We start from the raw sequence: 13,269 nt of genomic DNA on the forward strand, positions 1-13,269 counted from the left end.
TAACGTTAATCAGAATTCAAAAATATTACATGACACTATCGAAGATACAAGCCTTACAAAAGATAATATTGCTGAGGCATTTAGTATAAAAATTGCAGAACAGGTCTCTGATCTTACTAGAATTAGTGGTAACAAAAAAATTAGTTCTAGACAGATGATTAAAACATTGCGCCTGCAAAATAAAAAAGATTTGTTATTAATAAAATTTCGTTTACATAATATTAAAACTATATCAATAAAACCTTATGATAAAAGACAAAGAATAGTCATTGAAACAGAGCAAGAATTTGTACCTCTTGCTCGATACCTTAAACTATCAGAGATTGCTGATGAGCTAAGTGGATATTGCATACTTAATGCTGCTACTAATAAAACTTATACTCAAATTTATCCATAAATCTTGCACATACTACTTAACTATGATACATTAAAAATTAATAGTTATTAAATCTTCAGTAACTTTCGTACTAAAGCTGTTAATAATTATCATATTAACTAAAAAATCATTATATAAATGTATAAATTACATCAGCTTGCTAAAAACAATGAATTAACAGAATTACAAGAACTTATAAAAACTGGTATAGATCTTAACAGTTTAGAGGGCAGCTATACCGCTTTACATTATGCTGTTCAAAAACGTCATTCAGATGTAGTAAGTATTCTTATATCTGCAGGTGCTGATCTTGATATAAAAGGTATTGGCATTGGATTAACTGCTTTACAGATGGCTGCTATGATTGATAATTTAAGTGCTGTCAAGTTGCTTACAGACGCAGGTGCAGATCTTAATATAGGTAATCAGTATAATTATACTGCTTTACATTTTGCTGCTGCAGGAGGTCATTCAGAAATTGTCAGGCTGCTTATACGTGCAGGTGCAGATCTTAATATAAAAAATAATGCTGGACAAACTGCTTTACATTGTGCTGCTGATATAGGTCATTCAGATACTGCCAAGATTCTTATAAACGCAGGTATAGATGTTAATATAAAAGATAATGATGAACAAACTGCTTTAGAATTAGCTCTTAATGTGGGGCAGATAGATACTGCAAATATAATTCAACATTTAGAGCTAACTAAAAGTATAATTAAGATCTGTGAAGATACTACAAAAGTGTTAGAAGATAAATCTTCATTTTTACAAGGAAAGTTACTACAATTACATGATTTTGATTGTCTAGAAAAAGTATTCTCGTATATTGATAATGATAATCTAACCTTTATAAAAGGGCTATGTACAATCAAACTGCCTATAGAATTAAATAATACAGATATACAAGGTATAGGAGAATCTAGTATAGATGATAACGCATAGTAAGTAAAAGAAGTAAATGCCTTTTTGTTTTGATCTTAACACAAATTAGCTATAAGTACTGTTAAGATTCAGAACCAGCTCAAGCTCATATTGAACATGGAGTAGGCCGTGCTTTAAGGAGTTGATATCCTTGACATGGCCATTCCATTCATTACGGTAGTAGTTTAAGCTATGCTATTCTAATGTATTGCTTAGTGTTTTCATCTGGTTCAGAGAAAAATTTTAAAATCACGGTGGCTTTGTTTTTTTGCTCCTTATCAAAAATATTCTTACCAATTTTAGTCCAATGATCTTGAACAGTTGGATGTTGTGTTCAAAGTATCCTTTAGATAAATAAAAGCACCAAATAGACTGTTAGTAGGTAAATGATCTATTTTAGCTTTAACAGCTAAACCACCAATTTCTATAAGACGACGAGTACGCATTCTACTCTCTTTATCTTTTAGATTAAGTTCTTCCATTATAATTTTAGCTTTTTTTTAAAGTTATAGGGCTTGCTCCTACACATAAGGCAGTATCAGAGCTTAAAGATTATGAAGAACGTTATACTGTTAAAGGATTTCTATTTCAAAAAAGAGCTATTAAGAATAGTTTAATAGTAGTAGATGAAGCTGGAATGCTAAGTAATAACGATTATTTAGAGCTGTTAAAAGTAGTGAAAGAGAATAATTGCCAAATAATCTTGCAGGAATGAAAAACAAACTCGTGAAAGAGGGGATGTTTGAAGTATTGCAATAAATTTGGCTCCATGTATTAACAATATTAAGAGACAAAGCAAAATGGAGAAAGAAGTGCTGAAACTTTGCTGATGACAATATTAAAGCAGTTTCTATGTTGAACAACAGAAGGTTAAGATAGATTATACTGGAAGACTCTATGAGTAGGCTAATTAAAGACTGGAGTCAGAGTAAGTTTCAGCACATGAGCGTGATTATTACAGTACGAACAAAGAGTAGAGTCCTTAATTTGAGTCAAGAGCTTATTAAAGGCGAATGGTACCTGAAAGGTTCAGAATATTGCCGTTTGATTGCTGGTAAAAAAGAGTCTTATATGGCTGGGAAGAATGTATTTCAACAAGCATAAAGAAATTCAAATAGTGAGTTTGCTAGCTTGTTATTTGTAAGTGAAAAAAAGTTTATAGCTAAACAGATAAAGGAATAGAAATCAGCTTTGATCCAAGTAAAATTACTTTAACAGGTATGCAGACAATCTATAAGGCACAGGGAGCATCTATAAAAGATGTATATATTTTACACGATGGTAAGTAAAAAAGAAGTCTATGTAGCTATGACAAGGCATATAGAGATTAAATTATATTGTAATAAGGAAGCTACTTCAAATTTTAATAGCTTAATTTACAATTAAGTAAAGATCAAAGCATGAATTTAAAACTGCTGCAGAGTTAGGGAGAAAACAGTTTTAGGCAAAATTGGTGATGGTTTAAGTCTGTAATAACAGATATAGGAGATAGATTTCATACAAATGATAAGTACTATCGCTATGATAAAAAACCAGAACCATTAGCTGAAATAAGGAAAATAACTGAACAGCCTTATAACCTAGAAGATAGATTTTATATAAATAACAACATTATCATATGATAAAAAGCTAGAAATGAAGACTGAACAAGCAAAAAATAATTTAGCTATAGATAATATGCCAACTCCTGAAACAAATACAGCTCATAAAGTAGTTATTAAAAAATGAGCTACTCAAAAAGAGTAGCTCATAACACATATAAGGTATACAAAGTTTACTAAACCTTCATCAGGTATTGTTGAAAAAAGTAGTAAATAAAGAATTTGCCTGTTATCAAGACAACAACAACCACCCAACAATAAATATTATACCATAAAATTGTAAAAACAGCAAAGGTTTAACATGATTGAAGACATGGGTGATTTAAGAGATAGAATAGCAAATCAAGCTGAAAACATAGCTCGTGATTTGCTTGGAGAACCAAATCCACATTTATCCAAAAACAGAGAGCTACGTTGGGGAAAGAACGGAAAAATTGTCTGCAGTACTAGTGGTAAGTATGCTGGAAGATGGTATGACTTCAGCAGTGGTGAAGGTGGGGATTTATTTGATTTAGCAAGAAGAGAAAAGAGTGGTGATTTTGTTAAAGCTAAGGAATATCTACAGAGCATGGTAGGAATGTCAACCTATTCTAAACAGCAACATAAAGAAACCACTCAAGAAGTTGCTCCAAAAGATGAGCTATTCAAAATTCGAAAAGTTCAATACTTTTATAATCAGTCTACCCCATTATATTTTGGAAAGTACTGAAGTTCAAATCGTAAAAAAATACCTTGAAACACATAGAGGGATCGATTGTTTTGCAATGAATTCTGACTTAAGAGCAAGATAATCTAAAGAACAGAAAATATCCAGCATTTACAGCTTTTTTAAGAAATGCTAAAGGTGAAGTTACAGGTGCACAAGTTGTTATTTAATTCAAAAACAGGCGATAAAGCAGATATTCAGTCCTAGAAGAGCTTTTGGTAAAATTAGGGTTCTTTGTTAGAATTAGTCAATGGAATGACACCTATAACAATTATAACGGAAGGAGTTGAAACAGCTTTAAGCCTTAAACAAGCTGGAGTTAATGGAAAAATTATAGCTGGTGTTGGTGTACATAATTTTAAAAATTATGAACCTATTGCAGGGGAAAAAATCATCATAGCTGCAGATAATGATGGACAAAATTCAATAACCCTTAATACTGTTAATAAGGCTGTAAAAAGCCTGGAAAACAAAGGAGCGAATGTGATAAAAATAATGCCACCGCAAGAAGGCGATTTCAATGATCTATTACGAAGTCAAGGAGCAGAATCAATTAGGAATATCGTAATGCTGAAATAGCTAAACTTACTGTTCAATCAGCTAGGACAGTAAATCAAAATGATGTTAAAGATTTATACGACAAATCATTCCCTCTGTACTATTATAATCAAAAAGATGAAGCCAATGTCGAGGTAATAGTAGCCAATAAATATCTGGAAAATCATACAGGAATTTACAATACAAAAATCTTTGATAATTCTAATTCTATAGGCATAGAATGCTCCTGCAGTTTAATTTAACAAACGGCTGCTAGAGATTAAAAAGTAAGATTTCTGGTTCCTATAATTTAATCTCTAGAGAATATTATCTGACTCTAAACTCAGATAACATCAGGTATACAGTAGCATTTTGATTTTTATCAGTACATGCTTTTTTGTAATATTTCTGAAAAATTTTTCATAATATTAAACACTGATGCGAAATTATCGCATTCATGGTTGTAAAAAACACATATAAAAAAAAGCCTTGTAACAATGATTATTACTGGCATTAAGGCTTGTTTTATGCTATAATTTATAGCAGAAATTTTTTACTAACAAAATTACCTTCTGTGTCAGTAGCAACAGCTGATATTTTTATCCAACGATTTCACAATATACTCAGGATATTGTTCAAACCATTCATGGACTTTGTAATCCCCTAAGCTTGTATCTGTGGTAGAAAAATAAGGACCTTTTTTGAAAAGCCATATATCAATCCTTGAAAAAAACTCATGCCATAATTTGGGATTTTAGTAGCAAAGTAAGCGTCGTCACTAAAAGCGCTATGCTGGACTTTTGAAGCCCAAATGGTACCGTTTGAGATTTTGGTTAATTGATCGCCCACATCTTCTTGATACTGCAGCATTCCTCTTATAAACAACACTGGCTTATCATCTGGGCTGGAATGCACACTAATACGACTGAATACCGCACGTTCGGTTATTTTAGAATCAATATCGACAATCACTTTGATTCTCTTGTCACCAAAGCCCTTAATCTGTGCTATATTAGCACCAATACTATGGCCCATAAGAATGATATTCTTGGTATCAAAAGCGCTTGATATGTTTCCAAAATCTTGGAAGTGCTCAAATACAAAATCAATATCCTTTATCGCTGAGGCAATGATTTCATCGTCGTATGCATAACGATAATCTCTATCCCGCAGAAGATTCCACACATCCTTAGATGTTAAATTTATTTTTGCACCATCAGGAAATTTCACAAAATTTGCCACATAAGGTTGATCCATCGTAATCACTATGTATACATGGGAGGCTAATGCTTCATAAGGAATGGTTTCTTTTTGATGTTCTCCACCACGGCTAGGAAGAGAGATGACGATAGGAAATTTACGGTCCTGGATCATAAGTGCACTTGGAATCGCATGCCCTAAAACCTTTGTTCCGCATAAATTCCCATCATCGAGCGTTCCCGTCATATAAGGAGCTGTTGCTTTTTTTAATGTTGGGTAAAAAACCTTTGCTATTCACCGGCGTGTATCAAGGCTTCGAAGTTGGGTGCAGGCTGGATCAGAAAAACCATACCTGTGCCATATATTCCTTTTGGTTCTGGTAAAGTTAGAGGATTTACAAGTGCAGAAGAATCTATCACAAAAAGCACAGCTAGTAAAGAGAAAAGCAATGTAAAAATCTTCATTTCACTCTCTCTAAAATAAATTCACATCTCTGTGTAACCGTTAGCCCTTTGGGTGTCATAATGATGTCAAAGCCAAACTCTTTATACACATCCAAATGAATTTGTTCGAAAATCAAAGCATCTTCATAGCTAATTTTTCTGGCATCGGTATGGCTCTATAAAGCCAAGGTTTTCAAAAAAGAATATCTGGCTCTGATAAACGCCGTTTTTGAGGCAACGATCAATTTCACCAAGCAACACAGGCGAAGGTGTAAATTCTGTATTTTTCCAATGGGCCAAATATTTACCAAGAGCGTAGGTGCAAAAAGGTGAGCGGTCTTAAAACTGCATATTTCCGGTAGAACTCATCTGCTGCTCGTGTAATTACAAACTTAAGGCTTTCCCATGGCTCTTCTATGCTCTTAGCTAATAACATCCGTTGCTGCTTCATGAATGACAGCATGGCCTAAATTTTTCTAGCTCTTTGATGACAGACGTCTTCCCACTGCTTGGAGTGCTGGTGAAGATGAAGCGTTTACCTTGATTTAAATTATTCATAGGCTAACATCCCTTTCAATCAATCCAACGAGTCTGCCATCTTTAATTTTGATGGGCAGGACCATAACAAAGCCGCCTGTTGATGGCATATTTGCTACATTTTCTATGATTATCTTATCAGCACCTAAAAAGGTTTTATGCACTTTAAAGTATTAGGCGAAAGTGTATCAATGCCAATGGCAACTCACGCCTAGTTCAAGCAAGAGCTCTGCAGCCTCACGGGATACGGATGGGAATAACATGTATGGTATTTCGAAGGTGTATGCCAAAATTTGCTCTAGTCGGTTTTAACCATCACGCATGAGCCTTTTGGAATAAGCCCATACTTGCTTTCAAAATCCGCTACATCTTGGACACTTAAAGAATAGCGTTCGTGGCACTTATCCGATATATCAACAACCACACATGATCAAATCATTTACGTTAAAATCATGAATTAATCTCCCACCAGGAATACAGTGGCTTGGCGCATCCATATGCATGCCGATCCCAGCATGTATTTTAACTTTTATAACGCGGAATTTATATTCGCCTTCACAATCAGAATAATCTCATGATTAAACCCGCAGCTGCCATTCCATGTAGGGATAGTGCTACCAAGTGCGTGGGTTAGGTCTATAAGTTTATAGGGGAAAGTCATAATTTACCTAATTCTAACATTCGTTCAATTCTTTTGGGGTATAGTTTTTTCATCCACGCATCCTTAGACAAGTCTTCATAAGCTAGGCATGCGTATTTTTGGCTTTGCTCTCCAGATCTTTTTGCGAAGTATATTTCAGCAAGCTCTTCGTAAACAAGGCCACGTCCAATGTAAATCAATTCAATTGGCAACAGGCCTTGCTCGGATATTTTTTCGTATTCTTTTAATAGATCATTTTGGATATCCAAGGCTTGATCCAGTTTATTTAAACCACGTAATGCTCTTCCCATACCCCAAAGAGCGCCACGAATAACGATCTGGTCTCCATGTTCTTCAGCATGAGCTTTACACTTCTCGAAAGATTGCAGAGCTTCCAGATATTTTTCTGCCTCTATATAATTTTGCGCCAAATTGTTATAAATAGGACCAAGCCATGCATGGCAGTGTTCATCTTTTGTTTGTTCAGCTAAATTAATCGCGCGTTTATTCCATTCAATTTTGCCTTCGGCGTGCTTTTCTACAATGGCAACCATATGGCTTGCGTTAACTGTATGGAAATCAAATTCAGGGCTTAATTTCGATAAATCATAGGACTGAATAAAAAAAAATAATGCCTGATCCAATCTATCACTCTGGTGATAAACTCTGCCTCTTTCCAGTAACAATCTTATTTTAGCTAATTGATACTGAGGCTCTAATAATCTTTCAGCCTCATCTAACGTCTGATGGGCTATATCAAACTTTTGTTGCATCGCTTGAGCTAAAGCGATTTGAGATAGGATTTGTAAATATACTGATTTATCAGTACGTTTTTCTGCTTCAGGAAGTAATGCGGACAAGTTTCTTTCTATATCAACAGGATTGCCTACGAACAGTTCATCAAAACTATCTAGCTGCGATTTATTAAAGTTTTCGTTCATACGCTTGATAACCTCTTTGTAAACCATAGTACCAGATCATCATCAAGTGGATAGCTATTACCTGGTATTATAGGTTGGTAATTATATGTAACGCCTTTGCCGTCAGGGATATAGCCGCGCTTTATATAAAGTCTTTGAGCTGGTCCATATCCACCATCTTCGCCTGCATATAAGCCCACACCAATCCCAATAATTTGGCTTTTTGTTGCAGCTTCTTTTTCCGCTGTATCAAGCAGCAAGGAACCAATGCCCATTTTTCTGAATGAAGGTAATACGTTTAAATCCATAATTTCTGGGATGTTTTGCTCATTAAAAATGGATACAAAGAACGCCATTTTAAGGTCACGTAACCGGCGAATTCGTCTTGGACGTGAGCCACCAAACCAATCGCTCACCCGCTTCTTACTCCTTAAATATCCTTCAAAAAGCAATGCTGGTTTATTCCAGCCGATTTGGTTAAAAACTGATACAATAATAGGAATGTCATCTGCCATGAATCTATCAATTGATATACAGAGCTGTTTGTTATGAATTGTAAACAAACATTGTTGAGCATTAAAACGTTCAAAGCTCTTGATATGCACCATTCCAATCATCTGTAGCAGTTGACATGACTTGATGTTTGCTTCTTGTGTAATAGCAATGATTTTATTAAATTTTAAGGTGTTGAATCCGTAATCTATGCATAATGTTACAGCTTCACGAGCAAAACCCTTTCCCCAGAACTCCGAAAAAAACATATAAGAAAGCTCAATACCATCTTCGGAATGATGCAACCCACAAATGCCTGTTATTTTTTTAGCGCTCTTGTCAAACACAACACATAGCCCAAATTGATACAGGTCCCAATGATTTTGGAGTTCAACTACTTTTTGCTTAATAAGATCATCAGAAATAATGCCGCCAAGGAATTCTCGAACTTTCTCATCTCGCCATAGATTCTCTGCTATCAACATATCGTCATTTATTGGGCGACGTAACAATAAGCGTGGAGTTTCAATCATAAAAACTTACCCACCGGAACATCATTTGGATCAGATTCATGGCCTTCAGGATCATCAAATGACATGTTTGTATAGCCGTTTTTGAGATAGAACCGTAAGCTGGTGTGTCTAGATTCAGCATGAATGCTTTTAATGCCTAAACTTCTCAACCACTTCTCGATTAAGGCCAAGAATTGACTGCCAGAATTTTGATTTCGCTTATTCTTATTAACGGCAATAATAAGAATTGCCGCTCTTTGATCAGGCCAAAACTGAATATGGGCGTAAGCAACGATTTCTGTGCCTTGGTACAAAACAAGCAGAAGGTTGTCCCAGGATTTTTTCTGCTCAAGATCTTTTCAGCTAATCCATTATGAAAATATTTCTGAACGGTAGCTGCAATTTTATTAGTCGAAGGATCTCTTTCAAAAATTTGAGTATTATTGGTTCTCATAGTTATGCCGACCAATTTTAGTTCCGTTAGAGTTGCGATTGTTTTTTTGCATATTCATTTACTCCTTAATATTTAATCAAATCAGGTATCTTAAGCTGTATAGTTTTGATGTTTATCACGATTTACCTCCCCAAGAAATTCCGCCATCTATGGTAAAGGTAGCACCTGTGACATATTTAGAAGCATTGTTTGATGCAAGGTATAGTATAAGCCCGTCAAGGTCAGTTGGCCCCGCAATATTTCCATAAGGAATCAGGGAAATTATTTGTTCTAAGTCAGGTCCATTCATAGGTGTTCTAATCCAACCTGGAGAAATACAATTGATCCTTATTTTATGGGGCGACAACTCACCAACCAAAGTTTTTGTCAAATGAATCACTGCTGATTTGCTAAAACTATAGGCAGCGCCGCATTTTGCAGGAATAGCATCCCCATTCACACTGCCGATATTAATGATCGACCCATATATGCCGAGGCTCTTCATATGATTTGCGACTGCTTTTGTAACGTACCACACACCCATCAGATTCGTGTGAATGATCGACTCAAAATTATCGTTATCATCTTCTTCAAAAATAGGAGTAAGAATAGCAATTCCGGCGTTATTAACGCAGATGTCGATCTTCTCACCAGCCTGTTCTAACTCAGTGAAACAATTTTTTACGGATTGCTGATCCGACACGTCCATTTGGATGGCTTTAGCATGACCAAGTTCAACAGCTAAGGTGTTTAATTTATCAATCCTACAAGCGGCCAAGATCACCCGCGCGCCTGCACCAGATAGGCAACGGGCAAATTGCGCTCCCCAAAGACCACTTGAAGCTCCGGTGATGATAGCTGTTTTCCCATGTAAATCGAAAAGTGCCGTTATTTTACTAAATTCTAAAATTATTTTCTTGCCCCTTGTGTGCAGCTTTATCTTAACATACTTTGCTATTTTATGCAAATATAGCGAAACTAGTATAAAACAGTTATAATAATAAGATGCAATGAAATTAGTATGACATATTAGATAGAGTTTAGAAAAAAGGCTATAAGGAAAAGAGAGAAAATGAGCTTTGAATGAGTATCAAAAGGTTTTGGAGAAAAGTATTTGTATGGAGTAAGATTGCCGTTAGAGAATAGAAACAGAGCTCCAACAAAAATTTCTATTGATAAAGTGTCACAATATAGGACGCATACCAATATAAACGAGCTGAGCGGCTAGGAGTAAGTAAATCTAGTATACAAAAAGCATTAAAGAGATTGAACGTATAAAAAAAACTGTACAACACACGAAGGCAAAAGAAGAAGAGAGATTAGAATTTCAGGATAAGATAAAAAGGTATAAAGGAAAGGTTATTGTCTATGAGAGCGGTTTTATTGCTAGTGCTCCTAGAACTGCCAGATATGAAGGCATGAGATGTTACTGAATGCATGATTAGCATCCGTCAAAAAGAACTATATGCACATAATAAATCGCTGCTAACCGTATCAATTTTTGACTGTAATATTATTTAACGGTTGGGTAAAACATGATTTAATACTGAAATTACCTAATAATTCTGTAGTTGTGATGAACAATGCAAGTTTTCATAAAAGCCCGTATTTAAAAACTATGCTAGAAAAAGAAGGGCAGAGAATTATTAATAAATTATTAGAGCATCTTCCTTCAGGGCCATACTATAATTACTATGAACCTGGTGGAGGGGCTTTTCAAGTGAAGCACCTTTTTAAACAATGTTTTTTTTTGATATTAATCTTGATTTAATCACCAGCTATCACGCTGTAAAAAAGAATCCAGAAGAGGTTAATAGATTACTAAATCTATATCATGAAAACCATTCAGAAAATTATTACTATAGAATAAATTATTACAGTAATGATCCTAACGATATAACCGCAAAATTTATATACCTCAATAAATACTCATTTAGAGGAATTTATAGACTCAATAGAGATGGTACATCGGCTCAAACATTTTCTGACAAGCAATATCTTAAGCTCCATATTGGCTCTAGAATATACAAATGTAGCAAACTTTTAACCGGTGTATCAATTTGTGCGATGGATTTTTCCTTTATAGAACCGAAACAAGGTGATTTTGTTTATCTTGATCCTCCTTATCATAAATCTGGAGAGCGATTCTACACCAGAATTCCATTTAATGAAAAAGAGCAAATTAGACTACGAAATTTTGTTCATGAATTAACTGACAAAGGTGTTAAAATTATGCTTTCAAATACTGCCTTCATTAGAGATCGATATAAAGATTTTCACATCACGCCTGTTAGAGTTGCATACTCTATCAATGAACAACGTAATCATGTTAATGAACTTATCATTACTAACTATTAAACTTGCTAGTAATTAAATCCGCTTAATAAAATAAGCATACATTTTAAACTAATATTATAACAAAATAAATAAAACTTTAGTTTTTTGAATTTAACTACAAAAACTTAACTAACTCAAAGTTAAATCCTTGAGCTTTGCAGGTATGTTCAAGGTCGCGTATGTAGTTGCTTCTGATATGACTATCTTTAAACCCTGTTTTAGCTTTAATTAATATTGTTTTATTAACATTGTCTTCTTGTATAACCTCTAATTCACTAAACCATGATTTATCAAGCTACCATAAGTTTTATTAAAGATCTCCGTACTTTGTACCAAATTGAGTTAGAAATGTTTGCTTAATTCTATCAGATACTCTTCTTCATTGATTTGTTGCTGTAAAACAGCTTTAGGTCGCTCAAATGGTGTAACTTGCAACTCTTGAATTCTAGATCCATATACATCCTGTACAGCTTCTAATATCTTTGATTTATCACATTCAGTTAATGTAATATTCTTAAGCAACTTAACAAAAAACCTAGTTCGAACTCTGGGCCAAAACTACAAGAGGTTAAAATTTTATAAGCCATATCTTCAAAAGAGCAGCTATTTTACGCTTTAACTGACTTTCTTTACTAGGATCTGGGCTCGTTTCGATTTGAGTTAGATACTTTCCTTAAGATTTCCTACATTATAAACTAAAGTTGCCATTATTGCTTTGGAGTATCACGTAATTCATTTGTTAACGCTTTTGCCATATAGTTTATAACTGATGTCTTACACCAAAATGATAATTCGAATATTGATCTGCTAGCTTTAATAGCAACTTATTGATAAAGTATATGTTGAACCCTCTATTAGACTTACGTTGCAGTATAACTGCATCTTCTGGTGTTAGTGGATAAAATTCTTCTAGCCTTTTTCTTTTGAAATAGCATTTTTCTCATTCAAAATCTGAGAATATTTGTTATTAGTGATGATTTAATCTCTTGTTACGATCTTTATCTGAAATTTGTATATAATTTTCAAAATCATCTTGAAAATTCTGTTCTTCATTATTCTCTACTAACTCATTAGATCTAGATATATTAGCTTTATTATATATCTTAATATTATCTATAGGTAAAACTGGTCTTGTAAGGCAGATAGAATCAGTATGAAGATAAAAATAGGTTTTGTATAAGAATAATTATGCCCCCTATATTCGACCTTTTGAATAAAAATTTTAGAATAATTTATAAAAAATTATTTTCTAAAACTACCTGCTATAGCTGTATTTTTGGAGGCAAAAAGTGCAACATATAGTATGCGATATTTTAACCAATGGTTGTAATTTTACTAGAAATAACAGTGCCAATAATGACACAATTTTTTACCATTTTATTGGAAATTTTATACCAGCAGAGTGGAAGGATCTGATTGGAGATAATAAAAAAGCTTTAAGTAAAACCTCTAAACAACTCCTATCATTCATAGTATTTAGACTGCAGCGCTATTATAACAACGATATAGAGGAATTACAGGAGAGTTATAAGCTTTTTGAGGATAAGTTAAATGTTGGTCAACGCAGGGTTAGACAATGCCTAGTAGAATTAAGAGACGCTGGTTTTAGGA

The 13,269-nt window shown here is 34.1% G+C and carries 12 protein-coding genes and 4 pseudogenes; 8 read left to right on the top strand and 8 right to left on the bottom strand.

From position 1 onward, the window contains the following. A pseudogene (locus OCHUTO_RS04170) lies at window positions 1-397 on the top strand (HD domain-containing protein); the annotation flags it as partial. A 117-nt stretch (window positions 398-514) separates the two neighbouring features. Further along, entirely contained in the window at window positions 515-1,321 is an 807-nt protein-coding gene (locus tag OCHUTO_RS04915; RefSeq protein WP_052694652.1) for an ankyrin repeat domain-containing protein, read from the top strand. 45 nt (window positions 1,322-1,366) lie between these two features. On the opposite strand, the pseudogene OCHUTO_RS04180 reads toward OCHUTO_RS04915, so the two are convergent. Then, window positions 1,367-1,782: pseudogene (locus OCHUTO_RS04180) on the bottom strand (conjugal transfer protein TraD). 26 nt (window positions 1,783-1,808) lie between these two features. Between OCHUTO_RS04180 and OCHUTO_RS07140 the strand changes: the two are divergent. From OCHUTO_RS07140 to OCHUTO_RS06630, 4 genes are all read left to right on the top strand, one after another. Beyond that, complete coding sequence (locus tag OCHUTO_RS07140; protein WP_084215413.1) at window positions 1,809-2,015, top strand: AAA family ATPase; 207 nt, start codon at window positions 1,809-1,811, stop codon at window positions 2,013-2,015. 182 nt (window positions 2,016-2,197) lie between these two features. Then, a complete protein-coding gene (locus OCHUTO_RS04185) occupies window positions 2,198-2,404 on the top strand; it encodes a hypothetical protein (protein WP_045797551.1) in 207 nt (68 codons plus the stop codon). Between the two features lie 798 nt (window positions 2,405-3,202). Beyond that, window positions 3,203-3,610: a hypothetical protein gene (locus tag OCHUTO_RS04190; RefSeq protein WP_045797552.1), complete on the top strand. Its 408-nt coding sequence runs from the start codon at window positions 3,203-3,205 to the stop codon at window positions 3,608-3,610. A 252-nt stretch (window positions 3,611-3,862) separates the two neighbouring features. Continuing rightward, window positions 3,863-4,186 carry a toprim domain-containing protein gene (locus tag OCHUTO_RS06630; protein ID WP_232296998.1) on the top strand — a complete coding sequence of 108 codons (324 nt, stop codon included), beginning with the start codon at window positions 3,863-3,865 and terminating at the stop codon, window positions 4,184-4,186. 621 nt (window positions 4,187-4,807) lie between these two features. Here OCHUTO_RS06630 and OCHUTO_RS04200 read toward each other — a convergent pair. From OCHUTO_RS04200 to OCHUTO_RS04225, 6 genes are all read right to left on the bottom strand, one after another. Continuing rightward, on the bottom strand, window positions 4,808-5,590 hold the full coding sequence (locus OCHUTO_RS04200; protein WP_045797554.1) for an alpha/beta hydrolase: 783 nt from the start codon (window positions 5,588-5,590) through the stop codon (window positions 4,808-4,810). Between the two features lie 1,032 nt (window positions 5,591-6,622). Further along, on the bottom strand, window positions 6,623-6,748 hold the full coding sequence (locus OCHUTO_RS07145; protein WP_370664246.1) for a cyclase family protein: 126 nt from the start codon (window positions 6,746-6,748) through the stop codon (window positions 6,623-6,625). A gap of 233 nt (window positions 6,749-6,981) precedes the next feature. Then, a complete protein-coding gene (locus OCHUTO_RS04210) occupies window positions 6,982-7,905 on the bottom strand; it encodes a tetratricopeptide repeat protein (RefSeq protein ID WP_156961301.1) in 924 nt (307 codons plus the stop codon). Beyond that, on the bottom strand, window positions 7,902-8,909 hold the full coding sequence (locus tag OCHUTO_RS06065; RefSeq protein ID WP_198139666.1) for a GNAT family N-acetyltransferase: 1,008 nt from the start codon (window positions 8,907-8,909) through the stop codon (window positions 7,902-7,904). Before OCHUTO_RS06065 ends, OCHUTO_RS04210 begins: the two co-directional genes overlap by 4 nt. Then, a complete protein-coding gene (locus tag OCHUTO_RS04220) occupies window positions 8,906-9,202 on the bottom strand; it encodes a GNAT family N-acetyltransferase (protein ID WP_045797556.1) in 297 nt (98 codons plus the stop codon). Before OCHUTO_RS04220 ends, OCHUTO_RS06065 begins: the two co-directional genes overlap by 4 nt. A gap of 255 nt (window positions 9,203-9,457) precedes the next feature. Beyond that, window positions 9,458-10,288 (bottom strand): SDR family NAD(P)-dependent oxidoreductase, encoded by an 831-nt coding sequence (locus OCHUTO_RS04225; RefSeq protein ID WP_232296999.1) that lies wholly within the window; start codon window positions 10,286-10,288, stop codon window positions 9,458-9,460. Window positions 10,289-10,897: 609 nt separating this feature from the next. Between OCHUTO_RS04225 and OCHUTO_RS04230 the strand changes: the two are divergent. Next, a pseudogene (locus tag OCHUTO_RS04230) lies at window positions 10,898-11,679 on the top strand (DNA adenine methylase). 321 nt (window positions 11,680-12,000) lie between these two features. Here the strand turns inward: OCHUTO_RS04230 and OCHUTO_RS06635 are convergent. Further along, the gene (locus OCHUTO_RS06635; RefSeq protein WP_052694653.1) at window positions 12,001-12,180 is read right to left on the bottom strand and encodes a hypothetical protein; all 180 of its coding nucleotides are present in this window, start codon (window positions 12,178-12,180) and stop codon (window positions 12,001-12,003) included. 767 nt (window positions 12,181-12,947) lie between these two features. Between OCHUTO_RS06635 and OCHUTO_RS04240 the strand changes: the two are divergent. Further along, window positions 12,948-13,269 (top strand): annotated as a pseudogene (locus tag OCHUTO_RS04240) (hypothetical protein); the annotation flags it as partial.

The sequence above is a fragment of the Orientia chuto str. Dubai genome, assembly GCF_000964595.1.
In the GTDB taxonomy this organism is placed as follows: domain Bacteria; phylum Pseudomonadota; class Alphaproteobacteria; order Rickettsiales; family Rickettsiaceae; genus Orientia; species Orientia mediorientalis.

Coding starts and splice junctions, on each gene's coding strand:
- OCHUTO_RS04185 (WP_045797551.1), top strand. CDS start 2,198: ATGAGTAGGCTAATTAAAGACTGGAGTCAGAGTAAGTTTCAGCACATG.
- OCHUTO_RS04915 (WP_052694652.1), top strand. CDS start 515: ATGTATAAATTACATCAGCTTGCTAAAAACAATGAATTAACAGAATTA.
- OCHUTO_RS04210 (WP_156961301.1), bottom strand. CDS start 7,905: ATGAACGAAAACTTTAATAAATCGCAGCTAGATAGTTTTGATGAACTG.
- OCHUTO_RS06630 (WP_232296998.1), top strand. CDS start 3,863: ATGACACCTATAACAATTATAACGGAAGGAGTTGAAACAGCTTTAAGC.
- OCHUTO_RS06065 (WP_198139666.1), bottom strand. CDS start 8,909: ATGATTGAAACTCCACGCTTATTGTTACGTCGCCCAATAAATGACGAT.
- OCHUTO_RS04190 (WP_045797552.1), top strand. CDS start 3,203: ATGATTGAAGACATGGGTGATTTAAGAGATAGAATAGCAAATCAAGCT.
- OCHUTO_RS04200 (WP_045797554.1), bottom strand. CDS start 5,590: ATGACGGGAACGCTCGATGATGGGAATTTATGCGGAACAAAGGTTTTA.